This window comes from uncultured Veillonella sp., assembly GCF_938010505.1.
Lineage (GTDB): Bacteria > Bacillota > Negativicutes > Veillonellales > Veillonellaceae > Veillonella.
Map to the genome: position 1 here is coordinate 1 of NZ_CALLVP010000090.1, position 21,179 is coordinate 21,179.

Consider the following 21,179-nt stretch of genomic DNA (forward strand, 5'->3'; position numbering starts at 1 on the left):
TTATCTTTTTCCCAATAAGCAATTTGAACAGAATCGTTGCTAGAGCCTAAAGTATGTACAGGGATTCCATTAGGGGTAGTAAAGCTAACTGCATCATCAGCATTGTATTTTGTCTTTTCCAATATGGGCTTTACCACGGTATCGATAGCCCAACCCATACGATATACAATATCTGTATTAGAGAAGGTAAGTTTAGGCCCAAACATTCCATGAGCTCCAGTTTCTGTATATACGATTTCTAATACGTCATGATCCCTTGACTTTACATCGCGTACTACATAGTCTTCAGGCATATAAGATGGAATTTGTAAATCATATCCAAAATACTTTGTACTTGCGTCAATATTAAGCTGTACTATATCACCATTATCAACTTGGTCATACCATCGATAGCGATTCATTAACTCTTTATTCTTTTCCACTGTATCAGTGGTAACTGTATATCCATTTTCATCCACTAAAGGAGATAACGCACTAACTGATTGTACTCCAAAGCTGCCTATCACGGTAGCTAATATTCCCATGGCTAATAATGATTTTGTTATTTTCAATCTCATAATCTCTGCTCTCTCTAAATTTAGATATTTATAAGTATATATTACCGAAGTAATCATTTATCTATTACATTTTTAACTCAGATCACTGACTTTCAAGAGTATTACGTACCATTAATAAATCACACCAGTCTATGCTTTCATAGGCACTACATGTTCCTGTTTTATTTCTTCAATAGTTTTAGGTTTAATCGGTGTTATCGGATAGTTACCAACTAGTTCATAGCGGGAGCTATCAATATTTTTCAACGGTACCACATGGTCCTTATAGAATTCCGCATCAGCCTCTTTCACCTGTTCTAAGAAGAATAGGAAGTAAGCCATACCATCCTTCGCCCACGTAATACTGCGAACCATATGCATTTCAGGATTACCTGTATAATAAACCTCACCAGAATCACCTGATTTAGACCATTCAAAATCGCCGTACTCAGATGGAACATATGGTGTGTCTCTCACAGTATCCAAGGAATATCCCATTCTATAGGCCATAATACTGTCTATATATTTTTTCCCATCCCGATAGATAGTTGCACCTTTTTTGTAGTATACAACCTCTAATACATCATTTCGATCTTGACGTGCTGTATAAAGCTGATAACCATAAGGTATATAACTAGGTGCTTTGACCTCATACGGTAGTTGCTGTGCAGCTTCTACTATTCCTTTCCAATTACGAGCTCCTTCTTGTGTTTTCATAGGCCACTCTAATAAGGTCTTTCTTGGCAATGCTTTAATTGCTGAATCAGGATGAACTCTAGGCATATCATTTGTAACGGTTGCTGAAACACCAACATTATCTGTAGATATAGAATCATTAACAACATCTGCTGAAACATATCCCACAGACAATAAGCCTACAGCCATAGCAGCTAAAACGGACTTATATAGAAACTTCTTCATGATCTCTCCTTTTATAAAGACTTGATATATACTTTACACATATAATGATATATTTTCTTATTTATATCAAAAACATGCCCCCGATTCTGTTGCCCTAGCTACTTCATAAAACTTTTATCTTTCCTATTGTGAAAGTATAGTTATGAGCCATTAGCTGCTTTAATGCTTATTAGTTATACATAATAAAACATCCTACTAAACGCTATATTACAATAGAGTTCAATAGGATGTTTTGTCATTATTTAGTTAATGGAGGCATAATAATATCTTGTTCAAGCTGTCTTCGTCTTTTTGCAGTATAGTCTACAACTTTAATTTGAACTACGCCCACAGAGTTTACCATGGCATCGGTAAAGGTAAATTCTCGACCAGTCTGATGCTTCATCAACACTTGTAAACCATGAGCTTTTTCATCAATATTCGCTAAATAAACAGCCTCTCCTCGTCCCATTACACTGGAATAAACTGAACTATATTTACAAGGAATATCTCCACCTGATACGAGGGCTTCATCATCGCCATCAATTTCGATAAATACATGAGGGTTCTCTTGAATCAAACTAAACTTCTTCCCCTCATGATAGCCATGTACATAGATGTAGAGTATATCATCTGCAATTTCATAACCAAAATGTAAAGGTACTACATAAGGGTAATCACCATCCATCATGCCTAGGTGAATGATGCGAGTGCCGTTTAAAATACCTTTAATTTCATCTATATTTGTAACCATACGATCTTGACGTCTCATAATAGCCTCCACGGTTATATTTTAATAATAGTTCATATATTATTATAACAATTTTTCAGCTATATTTCTCACCAATCCTTTTGAAAGCTATAAGTAATCTATATTAATCAAGGTAGTTTATTAAATATATCTCCAAGATTTGTCTACTGTAAAAATACATTTGACTTTTTAGAATAGATACTGTATTATAAGAAAATAGTTTCATAGATTCTATAGATTATGAAAGTTATGGTTATCCATGGCTTTTTATGTTTATAGATAGTTTGTAGAAAAGAGGTCTTTATTATGTCTGATACTCATCAGTTAAAACGGGGTCTTAAGAACAGACATGTACAGTTACTCGCTATCGGCGGTGCTATTGGTACAGGTTTATTCTTAGGCTCCGGCCGCGCCATTCACTTGGCGGGTCCATCCATTATATTCGCCTACCTAATAACAGGTGTTATGTGCTTCTTTATTATGAGAGCACTAGGCGAATTACTGTTATCTAACCTAAACCACCACTCTTTTATCGACTTTGTAGAAGATTACTTAGGGGATCGAGCAGCATTTATCACGGGATGGACATACTGGTTTTGCTGGCTTTCACTAGCCATGGCAGACTTAACGGCCGTAGGCCTCTACATGCAGTACTGGATACCGTGGCTGCCCCAATGGATACCCGCCTTACTCGTTTTAATCGTCTTGTTGTTAATGAACTTGACAGCTGTAAAACATTTCGGCGAAATGGAATTCTGGTTTGCCTTGATTAAGGTAATCGCTATCATCTCTCTTATCATCATCGGTATCATCATGATTGTTACAGGTTTTACTACAGATGCTGGCGTCGCTGCCTTTAGTAATATGTGGAACTATGGAGGATGGTTCCCGAATGGAACGATGGGCTTTATTCTATCATTCCAAATGGTTGTATTTGCTTTCACAGGTATCGAACTCGTAGGGTTGACAGCTGGTGAAACGGAAGATCCTGAAAAGGTTATTCCAATGGCCATAAATAATATCCCATTACGTATTATTTTATTCTATGTAGGCTCTTTAGCCATCATCATGAGTATTTACCCTTGGACTGCCGTTAACCCTGCTGCAAGCCCATTTGTAGCGGTATTTACCGCCGTTGGTATTACAGCCGCTGCAGGTATCGTAAACTTCGTTGTTCTTACCTCTGCAGCATCTGCTACAAACTCCGGTATCTTCAGTACCGGTCGTATGATTTATGCCTTGGCAAAACGCGGTCACGCCCCAAGTTCGATGCGCCGCTTGACTCACAGCAGTGTACCATACCAAGCAACGATTTTCTCCGCAGCCGTATTACTGATTACTGTTGTACTCAACTACGTAATGCCTGAAGCAGTATTCGTTATGATTACATCAATCTCCACATTCTGCTTTATCTTTATTTGGGCCATGATGGTTATTTGCCATCTCAAATATCGCAAGAAAAATCCTGAGGTAGCGGCACAGTCTAAATTTAAAATGCCTCTATACCCAGTAATGAATTACGTTATCCTCGCGTTCTTCGTTTTCGTTTTAGCCATTCTAGCCTTAAACGAAGATACGCGAATTGCCCTCTTGTTCACACCAATTTGGTTCATCATTCTTTGGGCCTTCTACTCCATGCTTAACACAGACGATGAAGATGCCCTTGGAGAAGAACTCATCGAAATGGCAGGCGTAAAAGAACTTTACAAAAAACCTAAAAAAGACGATTCCGATGATTACGTAATCTAACAAAAAAGCTCGTGCTATGCACGAGCTTTTCTTTTACTTCATTGGCGGAAAGTTTTGTTGTTCATATTGTTGTAGATATAATGATAAATTACTTGTATCTTCATTGTAATTAAAGATAGTCTTTATGCGATAGCCTTCTTGAGTGATGATGATATCAATAGAGGATGGTACTTCTTGACCATTCTGTTGCAAGTGGTTAACTAATTCTTGCAAGGACTCTGTTTGACGTAAAGAACCGGTCATATATTTACCTTTGGATAAACCTGTATTTCTAATGACTTGGCCATTGTATACTTGACCTCTATTATCTTTGTAATAAAAGCGTACAGCATCATTATCTCCCGTAGGAACTGCTTTAATATAAATGATTTTCCAATTCTTCTTAATCATCACTTTTGTAGCTTCTGCTAAATTATTAGACAAACGTCGTGTTTCTTTATTTGTTGATTTAGACACGCCATTAACCTGTTGAATTTCATCATTCATAGGCACATCAATAAGTGCCACTACTGGATCTTGTTCTACCTTTTTTGCATCTGCAGGCTGAACCGCGAACATACCAACAACCGCCATTACAGCTAATGCGGTAAGAGCAATTTTTTTCATTCCATCTCTCCTTAGTTAGGATACATCAAAACAAATTATATTTTATACAACACATTCTATTATATTCATTAAACAGTTTAATATCAAGTCATACTTAATTTTTAGGACTGACACTATTAATGATTTGGTTCCATCGTTCAAAACGTTTAGTATCGTAGTTCATATCCATATATTTAATATTAAAAGAGGTAATCGATTTTAGATTTTCATAGCGTTCCATCTCATCAGTCTTAACATTCCAGAACAACATCATATTTTCATATATAGGAATACCATAATACTGTTCAGCTTTAAAAAAATCAAAAGGTAAATTCATATTTGGTTTCGCATATATAAGAGGAGTAACCGTGAGCAAATAAGTATCTCCTACCTTACCATTTATATATAATTCTCTAGGAATAAGAGAGTCTAATATTACTTTATCATTTTTAATACCATGTTTACTTTCTTTCTTTTGTTGAACCAAACGTGGATCTGTATCAACTATTTTAGAAGCAGATAAATTAGCATCTATAATATATTCTCCATCTCGATTAGAGGCTATAATTTTTCCATCTATATAATCTAAGGAAGCAGAAAATTTATCTAAATCATATCCAATAATATTAGAAACTAAAGATGTATCATTGATTTTAAAAATCAAAAGTGGATACAACTTCATATCAGGAATAGTATCATTAGAGCATCCGAGTAGATATAGTTCCTCATTAACAATAAGATAATCAACAATATAACAGTTATATTGTTTTAAAATGGGTAATACATCGATAGTATACGATTCAGAATAATTAGATGCACTCAGAATCTTTAATGCCGCAGTAGGATTACGATTAATATCAACCGCAATATCCTTTTCTATAATTACCCCTTGTTTTGGTAAAATTCGAGCCTCATTTCTCGTACCACTAAGGTGTAAGGCACACAAAATAAGGATAAGTAAAAGCAAAAAACCAACAATATAATGCTTTTGTATCCATTGCAACATAGGACCACCTCTCTTACCTATAGTATAACTAAATCTGTCGACTAATAAAAGAAAAGACTTCTGCCAATTCTTGACCGATTATATTCTGTCAATTACTGGTAAAAGCCTTTAATTTTATAATATTGGTTATGAAATTGTCCTATATAGTAAAGAGATATACTTAGATGTTTCTATTCGCAGAAATATCAAAATCAATATTACTAAATTAGTTACTAAAATCCGTATCCACAATAGCGAATTGTGTATAATCAGGGTAACGTTTTTGCATTTCTGCCTTGATTTTTTCTAATGTACTATGTGGATCTTCTTCATCAAAGTCAAAGATAATATCGTAGTAAATAACCTTCTTTTCTTCTTGTACGTAGAAGGCATGTACTTGTACTACATGTGTATATAAACTAATAACTTGATCAAGAGCTTTTCTAATTTCAAGTACTTCTACACTTGGTTTGTTTTCAGCATATACACCAACAGTCATATTGATACCAAACTTTTTATAAAGATGAACCGCAATGCCCTTTGTTAATGGGTGAACTTCTGCCATTGTCATCGTATCTGGTACAGAAATATGAACGGAACCAATTGTTTCTCCTGGCCCATAACTATTTAATACCAAGTCATATACACCACCCACATTCGGATGCTGTGCGATAGTTTCTTTAATATTACGGATTAAATTATCATCTGCTCGAACACCAAGCAAATGGTTATACATTTCACGTAAAATATCATACGCTGCTTTTAAAATCAAAACAGAAATAACAGCGCCCACATAACCTTGAATATCAAAGTTAAAGAAAAATACTAAACCTGCAGATACCAATGTAGCAAAGGTAATCACCGCATCAAAAAGGGCATCTATACCAGATGCTACGAGCGCATCGGATTTATATTTTTCACCTTGTGCCTTGATATAACGGCCCATCACTACTTTCACCACAATGGCAACAGCGATGATGACAAGACCTGGTATATCGAAGGTAGATACCTCAGGGTGGATTATTTTTTCCACAGATTCCTTAAGGGATCCAATACCAGCACCAAGAATGATAAAAGCTATGGCCATGGTAGTCATATATTCTATACGACCATGACCAAATGGATGCTCCTTGTCAGCCCCTTTGGCAGCTAATTTCGTGCCTACAATGGTCAATACAGAGGACAACACGTCGGTCAAATTATTTACCGCATCAAGGATGATAGCGATAGAATTAGACGCAAGGCCCACAATCATTTTAAAGATAACGAGAACAATATTGCCTATAATGCCTTTTATACTAGCAAGCGTAATCCCCCGATTACGTGCTGCACTATTTTCTTGTAAAATCATACTACACCTCTTACATTCTGATTCACAGTTCTTAAATTGAACTATATCGATTTACTCCTATTTATATTATAGCTTATCGATTATCATTTGTCATTATTTTTCTTGAAAAATATTTTTAAACTTATTGATTTTACTAAGTTATCATTAATTCTCATTTCTCAATTAGAATTTTGATGTCTTGTGACTTCACAATGTATAGTACAAACCTATTATTAACAAACTAGTATTTTGTATTACGTAACGAGTTAACCAGATCAGATTATGCGGTAACCGTAATACGCTCTCCTGTGCGCATGTGTATAAATACTACCTTTTGAGCACGTAATTGGAATGGTTGTCCCGTAGATTGTGCACCGTATAATGTATCCCCTACAAGAGGGTGCCCTATATGGCTAAAAGCTACTCGAATTTGATGTGTTTTTCCCGTGTACAAACGAACTAAAACCTTAGTATATCCACATTTATTGGACTTATACACAGTTTTGTCCACATTTGGGTTATTTTTATCAACATCTACTAATTCTATATCCACATTTTTGGGTCCTATATCCACAGAATTTTCAGACTTATTCACAGAGTTATCCACAGGCTGGGAAGAATGTCTACATAGGACGGAAAAATCTGTGCGAGTCTCTTTGCCCTTTGCATTTACTTCGTAATGAATACCATCAGCACTGCGTTCCATAGGGAATACTAAAGTATTCTCATCAGCTTCTACAATGCCTTCTACAGTAGCCATATACCACTTTTCAAAGGTGTTATCATCCATTTGTTGTTGATAAAGACTTTGAGCTAGACCGCTTTTAGCAATCACAATACAGCCCGTCGTATCTCGATCTAGACGGTTCAAGAAACGTACCTTTCGCTTGATACCATGTTCTTTAAAATAGTGCGCCACCCCATTGGCAAGAGATAATTGATCTTTAGAGTTCACCGTCACACCACTTGGCTTATCCACAATAAGAAGATCCTCGTCTTCGTATAAAACGGATAAGTCCATTTCGATTGGATCGTGGTCAATCTTCTCTTTAGCCATAGCAATCCAGATCTCATCGTCTACGGAGATTACATCCTTTGGCGTAGCCTTATGCCCATTGATGTGGATTAATTTCTCTTCAAAGAGTTTAACTAAGGACTTTCGGAAATATTTAGTATCTAACACTTCACCAAGTGAAATATCATATGCTTTGCCAGTATGTTCTAGCTCACGAGTTGACATATCTTGATTGCTACTCGATATATCTCGACTGCTACTAGATCCGTCTTGACCATTACCAGCTAGCTTTTGTTTTGCACTTTTCTCGCTAAGCACAGCATCTATATCTATAGCGGTCACGGTCCACAGAATATCGTCAGGACGATGTGTTTTTCGCGCCATTAGTATCTCCTTTCTACGAGTTCAGGATCTCGTGGCATATAGTTGAGTAACGAGCTTGGTTGAACGGCTCGACCTCTTATATTCGTCTGTTCAAAGGTAATGGTCAATTCTTGTTTAGGTCGAGTGATGGCCACATAGAACAACCGCTTTTCTTCGTCTTCACGACCTTCTGCAATGGCAAAGGGACTCGGGAAAGTTCCTTCGTTTAGCCCGGCCAAGAATACATGGTCAAACTCGCTGCCCTTCGCTTGGTGAATGGTAATAATAGGAATACGATCTTCATTTCGTACTTGCTGTGCAGGTTCGCCCGCCGTAAGGGCCGCCATCTGTAAGATTTGATTTAACCGCGCTAGTCCTGGTGGCCCTTCATAAGCCGTATCTAGTTTTTCCATGATACGATATAAATCACGTATATGCTCTACTTTAACCGCTTCTCCATGAGATTTGTAGTATTCTAGAACCCCCATTTGATTCATGATGTACGCCAATAATTTCGTTGGCATCTCCGTATAGGCTTTTCTACGCAAGGTCGCCATTTGAGATGCGATATTGGTGAAAGCTGCCTTATATTTGTTAATAGCTACCATACGTCCTGTTGTAGTAGGCACGATGTTTTCTTTCACCGCATAGATTAAAAGCTGTGCAGTTGCTAAGATATCGTCCATCGCATTATGAGTCGGGACGTGGTTTATAGGGAATGTAGACGCCAGAAAACTCAATTTATGATTTGGCAAATTAGGGTAGAAACGACGATAAATATCGAGTGTATCATAGACAGCCTTGAACTCGGGATTACCTAAGTTATAGCGATCCAATTCATTCGTAAAGATGCTTACATCATAGTTTACATTATGACCTACAATAATAGCATTCTTGGAGAATTCCTTAAAGGCTTGTAACACTATAGCTGGCTCTTCGCCGTGCTCTTGTAAATACGCATCGGAGAAGCCGTGTACCTCTTCGGATTGACCAACAGGTACACCAGGATTGATAAAGCGTTCAAAAGTCTCTAAGACCTGTCCATGTTCATCGATGCGGATAGCCGCAATTTGAATGATATGGTCTTGAGCCGTATCTGTGCCGGTGCTCTCCACGTCATAAACAACTACTTCGTGCTGTTCAAGCCCACTTACGAGCTTTGCATAAGGCTCCGTCTCAAAGATAGGCATATCCATGAAATCCGTCAATTTTAAACCTACTTGACGCGTCTCAGAGCTTTCAATCGCAGCGATACGAGCGTCACCAATACCAGCAACATATCGCTTGATAATTCGTTTCGCACTGACAGAATCATTAGGATTCATCAACAACTTGAAGTAGGCCATAACGTCTTTGATTTCTTGACGTCTAAAGAATTTGAACTCGTCGATAATCATAAATTGACGGCGTTCCTCTTCAGGACGCTCACCGTTAAGGCGTTCAAAGGAGTCACTCAATCGTTGAGCCTTTTTATTATCTCGCACGAGAACGCCGATATTAGCATCCTTTGGTAAGGCGCAGATGGATTCGTAGATATATCGACCCTCAAGATAACTATTTTTACAGCCTTTAATGAGAACTGGCTTACCCTTGCTTTCACTATTGGCACGAGGCAATTCAGTGTAGATAGACCCAACTAGATCGGGGAACATATTTTGCAAGGTCTTGAAAGCCATCGTAAAAAGCGTCCAGTTAGAGCGATAATTTTCATAAAAGATGATTTTCAAGGGCTTGAAATCCGCATCAAATTGCTTAAGCAAGCGGAACGGATCGGAGCCACGCCATTCGTATATGGTTTGGAAATAGTCTCCACATAGTAGCACGTGATTACCTTCCCACAACATTTCTAATACCTTGTACTCCAGTACGCCCGTATCTTGCATTTCATCTACAGAGATATAGCTGTAACGACTGCGCCAGCGTTCACGAACTACAGGGTCTTGGAATAGACGATGAACACCGCAGATCAGATCCGTAAAATCTAGGCCATGTACAGAAGCTAAGCTTTCATCATAAGCGGCAATCCATTCGTGACCATGATTCAAAAAATCATGAAGCTCGCTGTAGAGGACATTGCCAAAGCTGGAGAATTGCTGCTCAATGGCTTCACGCTGTTCCTTCTGCAAGCATTCGATGGTCCGCTTGTAATCACCTATGAGATCATCAGAATAAAATCCATATAAGGAACGATATTCTTTCACCATGGCAATGATGTTGGCAAAGGACATTTCTCGCAATTTACCAGGACGGTACGGTTCAGATAGTTCCTTGCAGTCTTCTTCGTCAAAGATGGTCACGTCCGTGTACAAGGTTTCGTTGCGCTTTCCCTCTTGTTGGAGAATGAAAAAGCAAAAGCTGTGGAATGTACTAACCTCCACAGCCTTTGCAGGACTGCCTACGAGCGATTGAATGCGGTCTTTCATCTCATTTGCGGCCTTGTTCGTAAAGGTCATGCACAAGATATTCTCCGCCTTCGCATAGCTGCCCTCGATGAGGTGAGCCACTCGATAAGCAAGTGTATTCGTTTTTCCCGTCCCAGCGGACGCTAACAAGAGGATGTTCTGTTCCACTTCATCAATAACGCGTTGTTGTTCACGATTGATAAGCATAAAGACCTCCTGTTATAAAATGCCGTAATATATAGCAGCTAAAAGCATAGGAATAGGACCTAAAATTGCTGTTAATGCCCAAATACCAACTCCAATATCCATTGGAATCTCCAATATATGAACACATACCCAGTAGGTTAAAACCCCTGTTACAACATTCATAGCCACTCGTTTAATGGTGAAAAATGCTACCTTGAAAGCAATGTAGGCTACAGCAATGGAAATAACCGCCGATATAATCGGTGATGCTAAGAAAGCTCCCATACTACTATCCTTTCATTTCTTGACGGTTCACTACGGCACCGCCTAGCGTTAATTCATCGGCATATTCAATATCGCCACCCACAGGAACACCGCGGGCAATGCGCGTTACCTTGATGCCACTTGGACTTAATAAGCGCGCCAAATACAGAGCTGTTGCTTCTCCTTCGACATCTGGGTCTGTAGCGAGGATAACCTCTTGTACAACACCATCGCGAAGGCGTGCAATCAATTCTTTTACGCGAATATCATCGGCACCGATGCCCTCCATAGGCGACAAGGCACCTTCCAATACATGATACAAGCCCTTATAATCACCACTGCGCTCGATAGCAATGACATCGCGAGATGTTTCAACAACCATGATTGTCGTTTGATCGCGGTTTGGATTGCTACAGAATTCGCAAGGATCTTGAGCTGATAAGTTAAAGCAAATAGAACAGTGACGCGTAGCCCCTTTCGCTTCTACGATGGTTTCCACGAGGCGGTCTACCTCTTCCTTTGGCATTTCTACCAAATGGTAAGCCAAGCGTCTAGCTGACTTGGAGCCGATGCCAGGCAAGCGGCGCAGCTGCTCTACAAGCCGTTCTAAAGCGTTTGTCATTTAGAATAAACCTGTTGGCAAGTTTAGACCACCAGTCACTTTGCCCATTTCTTGAGCCAAGAGGTCGTCCACTTTTTTGCTAGCTTCGTTTACCGCAGCCATTACTAGATCTTCTAACATTTCTACATCTTCAGGATCAACAGCTGTAGGATTCAATTTCAAAGATTCGATGATTTTTTCGCCGTTCATCACAACAGTTACGGCACCGCCACCTACGGAAGCTTCTACAGTACGAGTTTTTAACTCTTCTTGCATTTTCTTCATATCTTCTTGCATTTTTTGAACTTTTTTCATCATGCCAGCCATGTTGCCCATACCTTTACCAAACATCGTATTTCCTCCTTTTAGGACATCGTCCTGTACTAATATTCTAAGTCCCTATCATTAATACTATATGACATAGGTTTATAACATATGGTCACCTAATAGCCCGAAAGCCAAAGGTTATTATATAACAATTACTTTTTTATCTATTCTTCAATGACCTCGACTATGATGTCATGGTCTTCAGATAGTTTTTCTAATGTTTCTGCCAATAAAGGATTGTTTCGTTCCTCTTCGGTCATATGCACTGGATCCCAAGCGTATTCACGAGCCACTGTAACACTATCGATAGCCTCTATTTCAATAGGTGCTAGTGAAAGCATAACATTTCCATCACCTTGCGGTGGGGTTACCTCACGAGGTTCACCCCCATCAGACTTTGGGACAGCTTCCACCTCGATATGTGCACCACTATCCATAGGGCGCTCTAACACTTCGCCATCCTCGCTGATAACAGTCACACTATCTAATGGATGTGGTGGCATATCATCTAAGGATGATACATAAGAATCCTCCATATCGTCTACAGGCACATCATCAAAGGAATGAACTGGAATATCATCCCCTTCAATAGAACCTGCTAAAGACTCGATAGGAATCTCCCCATCTGGAACTTGAGTAGATGGAGTACCATCAAAGGATGTAATCGGCACATCATCACCGGATGCTGGCTCTGTTTCTACTCCAGCTCCTAATGCAGTTTCTGATGCATCTGTTATAGCTGTATTCGCACTATCACTAACTGCTGTATTTGCAACAGCACCAGCGGTTTTCTTAGCTAAGAATGCCATAGCCGCAGCCTTAGCCGCGTCCACGGCTGCAGAATCAAACTTACTCTCTTGAGGATCATTGGTTAAATCCATTTGTGTTGGTTGCGCACCGGAGGTCGTCTTTACGTCAACCATCGGTTCTTGTGGCCGTTGGGGTGCTTTTACTTGGCGTTGTGTGGTGCTACCAGCAGCCTTTTTATAATCTTTATAAACTTGCGTGAGGGCATCCACGATTTCTACGTGTACTGCATAGCCCAGTGTATAGGTGAAAGCATCAGCCGCTTCAGCCAAGTTCACTTCATTGGTCATCACATTGAGATGCAATGTATTTTTAAAGGCCATTACCGCCTTGCTTTGGTCTACATATACAAGTTGACCTTGACCAATAACGGTAGAGGTCATATTGCGATTGCTGTCCTTCAAGTATTTAATCACATTGGATTGTACATTGCGATACTCTTGAGCAGACAAGATTTGTTCACTAATGATGGCCTGTGTACTAACACCTTTTTTAGCACGACCTTTAGCTTGGTTTCTTGTAGGTTTTCGGGAAGCCGTGTCCCCATTATTTGGCGGTGGCGCCATGCCAACTCCGCCCATCGGTGGCGGAGCCATGCCCACTCCATTCATCGGAGGAGGTGTGCTACCTGGTGTTCTCATCGGTGGAGGCGTCATACCTACCCCATTCATAGGAGGCGGTGTCATCCCCACACCACTTGATGGTGGCACTGAATCAATAGTAGTATTTTGAGTGCTGCTCATTGGAGCATCCTGTGTAGTTACAGTAGTATCAACAGATACAAAACTATTCGCATATCCATCTTGTGGTGGTACAAATGCATTGGCACCATATGTTGTTGGAGCTGCTACGGGACTTCGTTGTTCTAATTGAGCCATACGGTTCAATAAATCATTTCGTTCAGATTTCTCGGCACTTTCTAGTGCATATACACGGTCTTCTAAGCTTTCATCAACAGAACCTAATTTAGCACAAAGCACGAGTAGTCCTATTTCAATGATGGTTCGCGGATTATCCACTTGCTTCGCATCATTCATGATGGATTGAGTACTGCGCACATATCGGTTAAGTTCATTGAAATCAACAGTATTGGCCTGAGCTAGGAACTCATCCTTAAAGGCATCGTATACCTTGAGCTCATCCGCATCAGGAGCCACCTTACCAACGAGCAAAGCACGCACATGTTGAATGAGGGCTTCCATAATCTGCGTCGCATCGCGACCTTCTGCCAAGGCATCGTGAATGTAGGATAATACTTTAGGGCCATCGCCGTTGCGCAAAGCATCTAGGAAGTGAATAATCCATTCTTTACTTACGAGACCAATTAACTCTTCCACCACTTGCGGTGTAATAGAGCCTGTTGCCATACCTGCACATTGGTCTAGAATACTCAAGGCATCACGCAAACCACCGTCTGCATGAACAGCGATAAGCTGAGCCGCCGCAGAATCAAGACCAAAGCCTTCTTTTTCTGCTACGTAAGATAAACGTTGTGCGATGTCATCAGAGGTAATGCGTCTAAAGGTATAACGTTGACAACGAGACACAATAGTAACAGGCAATTTTTCAATTTCTGTAGTAGCAAAGATAAACATCACATGAGCAGGCGGCTCTTCGATTGTTTTTAAAAGCGCATTCCATGCCTCTGTAGTGAGCATGTGGGCTTCGTCTATGATGAACACCTTTTTACGCCCCTCAACAGGCATAAACTTGACGCTTTCACGGAGAGCACGTACTTCATCGATACCACGATTGGATGCGGCGTCGATTTCAAGGACATCCATGGACTGTCCACTCAAAATCGATTTACAAGCACTACACTCGTTACAAGGGTGATCCGTTGGACCATGCTCGCAGTTGATAGCGCGCCCGAAAATCTTCGCCATACTCGTCTTACCAGTCCCCCGTGGACCAGCAAATAAATAGGCATGAGCTACCTTATCCTCGCGGATAGCGCGCATCAATGTATCAGACACCTGATGCTGACCGACTACATCGGTAAATGTCTGCGGTCGATACTTACGATATAGCGCAATATATGCCATTGGAACACCCCCTTTTTCCGAAACTTACAATACTTTATTATACCATATTCAAGAAAATCTGACTTCCTTAATATAGTTCTCTCCACATTTCCAAAGTGATATGTTTATTTATAAACTTTGTAGATATTTACTAATCAAAATTCCATCATATGGTTCACTATAAAACATCGTATAGTCCAAAATAAAGTATCATACATTCCTATATTAGACATAAAAAAAGCGGCCTCAGAGGCCGCCTTGCAATATTCGATCACGACAGCCCCCGGGTTCCCCGTGGCACATGAAGGTTACCGCTTAGTGCTGCTACCTCTCAGTCCTGACACGATTCACAGGCCCCCATTGCACAGGCCCGAGGACTGCCATGATCCAATATTGCAATACAAATATTATACATGAAAAAGCCTCTATAGTCAAAGCTATAGAGGCTTTTCACTGTATTCTTATATAACAAAAATTAACTAAGGAGAAATATATTATGCATATTTTTCTTTAAATGCAGCCAATTGCGCTTCTTCTAAGGACAAGCCTTGTTCTTTGAAACGTTCAATAGTAGCTTGCATTTCTTCGTATGCTACAGGTACAACTTTTGTAAATCTGTTTACAAAGTTATTCCAGTTTTCAAGGATGTGACGGCCTTTAGCGGAGTTAGTGTGCAATACATGTTGTTCTACCAGTTCTTTAATGCGTTTAAGGTCATCATTATTGGCAGGACGTAGTTCTACGAGACCTGTATTTACATAGCGTTCATCGCAATCGAGGATGTACGCATAGCCACCGGACATACCTGCTCCGAAGTTACGGCCGATTTTACCGAGTACGAGCACTTCGCCACCAGTCATGTATTCACAGCCATGGTCGCCGACGCCTTCCACAACGGCAGTGATGCCACTGTTACGAACGGCAAAACGTTCACCAGCTACACCGTTGATGTAGGATGTACCAGAGGTTGCACCATAGAAGGCAACGTTACCGATAAGGATGTTTTCGTCAGCCTCAAAGATAGATGCTTTAGGCGGATACACAGTAATTGTACCACCGGATAAACCTTTACCAAGGTAGTCATTCGCATCCCCTTCGAGTTCCAATGTCATACCTTTAGGGATAAAAGCACCAAAGGATTGACCAGCAGAGCCTTCGAAATTCAACTTGATTGTGTTATCTGTCAAACCGCTTTCACCATAACGACGAGTCACCTCAGAGCCAACCAAGGTACCTACAACACGGTTGATATTAGTGATAGCCAATTTAGCGCGAATCGGTTTTTGGTCCTCAATAGCAGGACGGCACATACGCAAGAGCTTGGACATATCCAAGGTGCGTTCCAACTCATGATCTTGATCAACCATGTGCATATGCCCTACAGCGGCATCGATGTACGGACGGAACAGTATACGTTTAAGGTCAACACGGGACAATTTGAAGTTATCGTCTTGAGATTTTTGACGCACAAGATCGATACGACCAACGAGTTCTGCTACGGAGCGAATACCTAGACGAGCCATGATTTCACGCAATTCACGAGCGATAAAGAGCATCAAGTTTTCTACATACTCAGGCTTACCTGTGAAGCGGGCACGCAATTTTTCATCTTGTGTGGCTACGCCGTAAGGACATGTGTTGAGATTACATACACGAGCCATTTTACAACCTACCGCTACAAGCGGCAATGTACCAAAGCCGAACAACTCTGCACCGAGCATAGCTGCTACAGCCACATCGAATCCTGTCATCAATTTAGAGTCTACTTCTAATTGAACACGGTCACGCAATCTATTGAGCATCAAGGTTTGATGAGTTTCAGATAAACCTAATTCCCAAGGCACACCAGCGTGTTTAACAGATGTACGACCTGCCGCACCAGTACCACCATCGTATCCGGAAATCAAGATATTATCCGCTTTCGCTTTCGCAACACCAGCAGCTATCGTGCCAACGCCTGCTTCAGATGTCAATTTAACGGAAATACGCGCATCTTTGTTGACGCATTTCAAATCGTAAATCAACTCAGCCAAGTCTTCGATGGAGTAAATATCGTGATGCGGTGGTGGAGATACGAGCTCAACGCCTGGAGTAGAGTGACGAGCTTTCGCGATTTCAGGATATACCTTTTTGCCTGGTAATTGGCCACCTTCACCTGGCTTAGCACCTTGAGCACATTTAATTTGCAATTCTTTTGCATTGATCAAATAATTCGCTGTTACCCCGAAACGACCAGATGCAATCTGTTTTACTTCGGAGTTCATGCTGTCGCCGTTTGGCAATGGTTTGAAACGAGCTACGTCTTCGCCGCCTTCCCCAGAGTTAGATGTAGAGCCTAAACGATTCATAGCGATAGCGATCGCTTCATGCGCTTCTTTACTGATTGCACCATAACTCATAGCGCCCGCTTTAAAGCGTTTTACGATAGATTCTTCCGGTTCAACCTCTTCGATTGGAATACCGCCGCCTAGAGGGTAGTTTAATTCCATCAAGGAGCGCAATGTAACATGGTAATCGTTGCGAATCGCTTTAGAGTATTCTTTATATTTAGCATAATCGCCGTTGATAAGGGATTCTTGTAACAAATCAATCGTCTTAGGATTGAACAAATGCTCTTCCCCATCTTTTACAGGACCATACCAACCGCCTGGTTCAAGCACTGTTTCGTCGGATTTGAAAGCCCGTTCATAACGTGCCAAGGCTTCGTGTGCTACGCCACCAAGGCCGATACCACCGATGCGAGTTGGAGTATTTACGAAGAATCTATTAATGAAGTTAGTATTCAAACCCAATGCTTCAAAGATTTGTGCACCGTGATAGGAACGAACTGTAGAAATACCCATTTTGGACATAACTTTCATGATGCCACCCACAGCGGCTTTAATATAGTTCTTTTCTGCTTCTTCTGGTGTAATATCACCAAGACGTTTACGAGCTTGCAAATCGCGAACTGTTTCAAGCGCCAAATATGGGTTGATAGCCGTTACGCCATAGCCAATTAATGTACAGAAGTGATGAACCTCACGTGGTTCACCAGACTCAAGGATGAGGCCGATTTCTGTACGTAATACTTTGTCGATCAAATGATTATGAACAGCTGCTACAGCTAATAATGCTGGAATTGGTGCATGGTTTTCATCGACACCGCGGTCGGATAAGATCAACACATTTTGATCTGTACGAGCTGCTTCTTCTGCCTTTTCGCATAAATCATTTAGCGCATCGCGCAAGCCTTCAGCACCCTTAGTGGGGTCGAAGAGAATTGGCAAGGTTACGGATTTCATGCGACGACAATCAAGAGCCTTAATAGACGCCAACTCTTGGTTCGTAAGGATTGGTGTGCGCATAGACAGCGCGTAGGTTCCTGCTTTATTAGGATCTGTTAAATTACCAGAGTTACCAAGCATGACCCGTGTAGATGTAACCATCTCCTCACGGATAGAGTCGATCGGAGGATTTGTTACTTGTGCAAACATTTGCTTGAAGTAGCTATATAGCAATTGTGGTTTATCAGACAAGATAGCTAAAGGCGCATCGGCACCCATGGCACCTACAGGGTCTTTACCATCTTTTGCCATAGGAACAATCATGCGCACAAGGTCTTCTTGAGTATAACCAAAGGCTTGTTGATTTTTGAATAAATCTTCAATTTTTGGAATGGAGCTTTCATCGGCCTGAGTAATTTCAGATAAGTGAATAACGTGTTCTTTTACCCATTCATCGTACGGTAATTCAGTAGCAACGCGATGTTTGATTTCTTCATCGGAAATGATACGTTGTTCATCTGTATCGATGAGAAGCATTTTACCTGGTTCCAAACGGCCTTTAGCGCGGATGTTTTCAGCATTTTCGTTGACAACACCAACTTCAGAAGCCATGATAACGCGGTCATCTGTTGTCACATAGTAACGAGCGGGACGCAATCCATTACGGTCAAGCACACCGCCGATAACGGTACCATCGGTAAAGCCCATAGCCGCAGGACCATCCCACGGTTCCATCATAAAGCTATTAAACTCATAGAAATCATGTTTTTCTTGACTCATGAGATTATTGCGTTCCCAAGGTTCAGGAATCATCATCATAATCGCATGAGGCAAGGAACGACCTGTCATATGCAAGAATTCCAAGGTATTATCAAACATCGCAGAGTCAGAACCGCTATCATCTACTACGGGGAATACCTTTTTGATATCTGGGAACAATGGAGATTCCGCTTTACCTTCACGAGCATTGATCCAGTTTACATTACCGCGAATTGTATTAATTTCACCATTATGAACTAAGAAACGGTTAGGATGTGCCCGAGCCCAGCTTGGAAATGTATTCGTACTGAAACGAGAGTGAACCATTGCCAACGCAGATGTAAAGTCAAGGTCGCTCAAATCAAGGTAGAAGTCGCGCAACTGACCAGGTGTTAGCATCCCTTTATATACGATTGTTTTGGAGGACAAGGATGCAATATAAAAATCACTGGATAATTCCTTGCTCAATGGAATGATGCGTTTTTCCGCCAATTTACGGATGATATATAATTTGCGTTCAAATTCCTTATTGTTCGTTACATCGGGACCTTTGCCGATGAGGATTTGAATCATCCAAGGGCGAATCGCCGCTGCCTCTTTACCAACCTTTGTACCATCAACCGGTACTTCGCGCCAGCCGAGAACAACTTGCCCCTCTTCGCGTACGACCTCTTCGAGAATTCGTTTTTGCTCGTTACGGAGACTTTCATATTTATGGGCAAAGACCATACCTACGCCATACTCGCCAGCTGCAGGCAGTTGAATACCAAGCACTTCACACTCACGCTTGAAGAACTCGTACGGAATTTGTACCAAAATACCGGCACCATCACCTGTGTCCTTATCGGCACCGGCACCACCACGATGTTCAAGGCGCTCCAAAATGCGCAAACCATCGTCGATAATATCATGAGATTTTTTCCCCTTAATATTAACAACGAAGCCCATGCCACACGCATCCTTTTCAAATTGGCTGCTGTACATGCCATTGGCTTCGAGTCTAGCTTGATCTAGACATTGTTGCTCTATTGTGCTTTGCTTCATATCCATAACGTGCACTCCTTCATATCACTTGATTATTCCAAGCACTGCGGCATCGTTCCGTTCGGTCTTGGTAAAAGTATAACTAACAAACTATTTCTCTATAAAATTATCAATTCAACATTCTATAGAATTTTATGTCTATACACAGTATACTCCTGTCCACTGTGAATTGAAAATACAAAAAAAACATAGTCTATGCTTTTCATGCATAGACTATGAGTTTTTATCACTATTGTTTTTTGTATACAAGGATACAGGGAAAATAAGCATCTCGTCCGAGAGATATGATGGACTTATTATTTAGAGTAGTAAAATCTACAGTTATTATTCTCGACCAAAATTATCCCCTACTTCACAGGTAACCGTAATAGCTTCGTCCTTACCATAAGGCACGAAGGTTAGCTCCGATGCATGTAAACATTGGCGTGTATAGGGCTTATTGCGCGTACCATACATGGCATCACCAACAATAGGATGTCCAATGTGTTCCATGTGTACGCGAATTTGATGAGTTCTACCAGTCAATAACTTAAAACGTAACAGAGTATTGTCTCCCTCATGATCAAGAACATTATATTCTGTTTGAGCAGGCTGCCCAAATTCATCGATAACGCGGCGATTATCAAATACTGGATCGACCCCGATAGGCGCATCTACCATACCATCCGCATCAATACGCCCTTCTACAAGGCCTGTATAAATGCGGTCGATACGACCTGCTTGTAGCTCATCCGTATAGTATTGTTGTGCTTCTTTTGTTTTACCAAAGAGAATGCAACCCGATGTATCTCGGTCGAGGCGATGCACAGGTCGAACCTTATGAACTACGTTTTTCTTTGCATAATACCCTGCCACATAGTTACTCAATGTACAAGACTTCGTTTGTCCTGCAGGATGAACGAGCATAAAGGAATCCTTATTTACAACTAAGGTATGCGCATCTTCATAGAGAACTGTAATCGGTCCCTTTTCTACATCAACCCCATAATCCTTATCTTGTGGCAATTCTAAGGTTAACACATCCCCTTTTTTGAGTGTCCGTTGTGAATGAGCCACACGGCTATTAACTTTTACCCGTTTCTTGCGAAACATCATTTGGATATCCCGAGAGGATAGGGAAAATCGTTCCTTTACATATTTAGAGACCGTCAACTCTGTCGATTCTTTTACCGTATACGTTTTCCAGCTCATATTACCACCATTCGTTAATATATGTTTTTTCTTCAGGATAGAGAATATCGAAATAGTCTAACCATTCTTCGCTTACTGAAAGTTTCCCTTCAAA

At 40.7% G+C, this 21,179-nt stretch carries 14 protein-coding genes, 1 other RNA gene and 1 pseudogene; 1 reads left to right on the top strand and 15 read right to left on the bottom strand.

The annotated features are described in order from the left end of the window. The 3 genes and pseudogenes from Q0507_RS05450 to Q0507_RS05460 all read right to left on the bottom strand — a co-directional run. Positions 1 to 557, bottom strand: a pseudogene (locus Q0507_RS05450) (hypothetical protein); the annotation flags it as partial. Positions 558 to 686: 129 nt separating this feature from the next. Continuing rightward, complete coding sequence (locus Q0507_RS05455; RefSeq protein WP_298713542.1) at positions 687 to 1,457, bottom strand: hypothetical protein; 771 nt, start codon at positions 1,455 to 1,457, stop codon at positions 687 to 689. 238 nt (positions 1,458 to 1,695) lie between these two features. Then, positions 1,696 to 2,208 (bottom strand): pyridoxamine 5'-phosphate oxidase family protein, encoded by a 513-nt coding sequence (locus Q0507_RS05460; protein ID WP_298713546.1) that lies wholly within the window; start codon positions 2,206 to 2,208, stop codon positions 1,696 to 1,698. 285 nt (positions 2,209 to 2,493) lie between these two features. Between Q0507_RS05460 and Q0507_RS05465 the strand changes: the two genes are divergently transcribed. Then, positions 2,494 to 3,936 carry an amino acid permease gene (locus Q0507_RS05465; protein WP_298713549.1) on the top strand — a complete coding sequence of 481 codons (1,443 nt, stop codon included), beginning with the start codon at positions 2,494 to 2,496 and terminating at the stop codon, positions 3,934 to 3,936. Between the two features lie 33 nt (positions 3,937 to 3,969). Here Q0507_RS05465 and Q0507_RS05470 read toward each other — a convergent pair whose 3' ends face one another. The 12 genes from Q0507_RS05470 to Q0507_RS05525 form a co-directional block, all read right to left on the bottom strand. Further along, positions 3,970 to 4,542 (bottom strand): immunity protein YezG family protein, encoded by a 573-nt coding sequence (locus Q0507_RS05470; RefSeq protein ID WP_298713552.1) that lies wholly within the window; start codon positions 4,540 to 4,542, stop codon positions 3,970 to 3,972. Positions 4,543 to 4,636: 94 nt separating this feature from the next. After that, entirely contained in the window at positions 4,637 to 5,527 is an 891-nt protein-coding gene (locus Q0507_RS05475) for a hypothetical protein (RefSeq protein ID WP_298713555.1), read from the bottom strand. 205 nt (positions 5,528 to 5,732) lie between these two features. Continuing rightward, positions 5,733 to 6,857, bottom strand: coding sequence for a cation diffusion facilitator family transporter (locus Q0507_RS05480; RefSeq protein ID WP_298713557.1), 1,125 nt, complete (start codon positions 6,855 to 6,857; stop codon positions 5,733 to 5,735). Between the two features lie 259 nt (positions 6,858 to 7,116). Beyond that, positions 7,117 to 8,235, bottom strand: coding sequence for an RluA family pseudouridine synthase (locus tag Q0507_RS05485; RefSeq protein WP_298713559.1), 1,119 nt, complete (start codon positions 8,233 to 8,235; stop codon positions 7,117 to 7,119). Then, positions 8,235 to 10,823, bottom strand: coding sequence for a 3'-5' exonuclease (locus tag Q0507_RS05490; protein ID WP_298713562.1), 2,589 nt, complete (start codon positions 10,821 to 10,823; stop codon positions 8,235 to 8,237). The genes Q0507_RS05485 and Q0507_RS05490 overlap by 1 nt, the downstream gene beginning before the upstream one ends. A 12-nt stretch (positions 10,824 to 10,835) precedes the next feature. Further along, positions 10,836 to 11,087 carry a hypothetical protein gene (locus Q0507_RS05495; protein WP_298713564.1) on the bottom strand — a complete coding sequence of 84 codons (252 nt, stop codon included), beginning with the start codon at positions 11,085 to 11,087 and terminating at the stop codon, positions 10,836 to 10,838. Between the two features lie 4 nt (positions 11,088 to 11,091). Beyond that, the gene (recR, locus tag Q0507_RS05500; RefSeq protein ID WP_004694915.1) at positions 11,092 to 11,688 is read right to left on the bottom strand and encodes a recombination mediator RecR; all 597 of its coding nucleotides are present in this window, start codon (positions 11,686 to 11,688) and stop codon (positions 11,092 to 11,094) included. Then, positions 11,689 to 12,018 carry a YbaB/EbfC family nucleoid-associated protein gene (locus Q0507_RS05505; protein WP_004694913.1) on the bottom strand — a complete coding sequence of 110 codons (330 nt, stop codon included), beginning with the start codon at positions 12,016 to 12,018 and terminating at the stop codon, positions 11,689 to 11,691. 140 nt (positions 12,019 to 12,158) lie between these two features. After that, positions 12,159 to 14,846 carry a DNA polymerase III subunit gamma/tau gene (gene dnaX, locus Q0507_RS05510; RefSeq protein WP_298713569.1) on the bottom strand — a complete coding sequence of 896 codons (2,688 nt, stop codon included), beginning with the start codon at positions 14,844 to 14,846 and terminating at the stop codon, positions 12,159 to 12,161. 226 nt (positions 14,847 to 15,072) lie between these two features. Beyond that, an RNA gene (gene ffs / locus Q0507_RS05515) (signal recognition particle sRNA large type) lies at positions 15,073 to 15,253 on the bottom strand. Positions 15,254 to 15,319: 66 nt separating this feature from the next. Beyond that, positions 15,320 to 19,900: a glutamate synthase large subunit gene (gltB, locus tag Q0507_RS05520; protein ID WP_298713572.1), complete on the bottom strand. Its 4,581-nt coding sequence runs from the start codon at positions 19,898 to 19,900 to the stop codon at positions 15,320 to 15,322. A gap of 318 nt (positions 19,901 to 20,218) precedes the next feature. Next, positions 20,219 to 21,085, bottom strand: a complete 867-nt coding sequence (locus tag Q0507_RS05525) for an RluA family pseudouridine synthase (protein WP_298713575.1) — start codon at positions 21,083 to 21,085, stop codon at positions 20,219 to 20,221. Positions 21,086 to 21,179 lie beyond the last annotated feature (94 nt).

Excerpts from the sequence above, each read along its gene's own strand:
- Q0507_RS05455 (WP_298713542.1), bottom strand. The coding sequence starts at position 1,457 with ATGAAGAAGTTTCTATATAAGTCCGTTTTAGCTGCTATGGCTGTAGGC.
- Q0507_RS05460 (WP_298713546.1), bottom strand. The coding sequence starts at position 2,208 with ATGAGACGTCAAGATCGTATGGTTACAAATATAGATGAAATTAAAGGT.
- Q0507_RS05465 (WP_298713549.1), top strand. The coding sequence starts at position 2,494 with ATGTCTGATACTCATCAGTTAAAACGGGGTCTTAAGAACAGACATGTA.
- Q0507_RS05470 (WP_298713552.1), bottom strand. The coding sequence starts at position 4,542 with ATGAAAAAAATTGCTCTTACCGCATTAGCTGTAATGGCGGTTGTTGGT.
- Q0507_RS05475 (WP_298713555.1), bottom strand. The coding sequence starts at position 5,527 with ATGTTGCAATGGATACAAAAGCATTATATTGTTGGTTTTTTGCTTTTA.
- Q0507_RS05480 (WP_298713557.1), bottom strand. The coding sequence starts at position 6,857 with ATGATTTTACAAGAAAATAGTGCAGCACGTAATCGGGGGATTACGCTT.
- Q0507_RS05485 (WP_298713559.1), bottom strand. The coding sequence starts at position 8,235 with ATGGCGCGAAAAACACATCGTCCTGACGATATTCTGTGGACCGTGACC.
- Q0507_RS05490 (WP_298713562.1), bottom strand. The coding sequence starts at position 10,823 with ATGCTTATCAATCGTGAACAACAACGCGTTATTGATGAAGTGGAACAG.
- Q0507_RS05495 (WP_298713564.1), bottom strand. The coding sequence starts at position 11,087 with ATGGGAGCTTTCTTAGCATCACCGATTATATCGGCGGTTATTTCCATT.
- recR (WP_004694915.1), bottom strand. The coding sequence starts at position 11,688 with ATGACAAACGCTTTAGAACGGCTTGTAGAGCAGCTGCGCCGCTTGCCT.
- Q0507_RS05505 (WP_004694913.1), bottom strand. The coding sequence starts at position 12,018 with ATGTTTGGTAAAGGTATGGGCAACATGGCTGGCATGATGAAAAAAGTT.
- dnaX (WP_298713569.1), bottom strand. The coding sequence starts at position 14,846 with ATGGCATATATTGCGCTATATCGTAAGTATCGACCGCAGACATTTACC.
- gltB (WP_298713572.1), bottom strand. The coding sequence starts at position 19,900 with ATGGATATGAAGCAAAGCACAATAGAGCAACAATGTCTAGATCAAGCT.
- Q0507_RS05525 (WP_298713575.1), bottom strand. The coding sequence starts at position 21,085 with ATGAGCTGGAAAACGTATACGGTAAAAGAATCGACAGAGTTGACGGTC.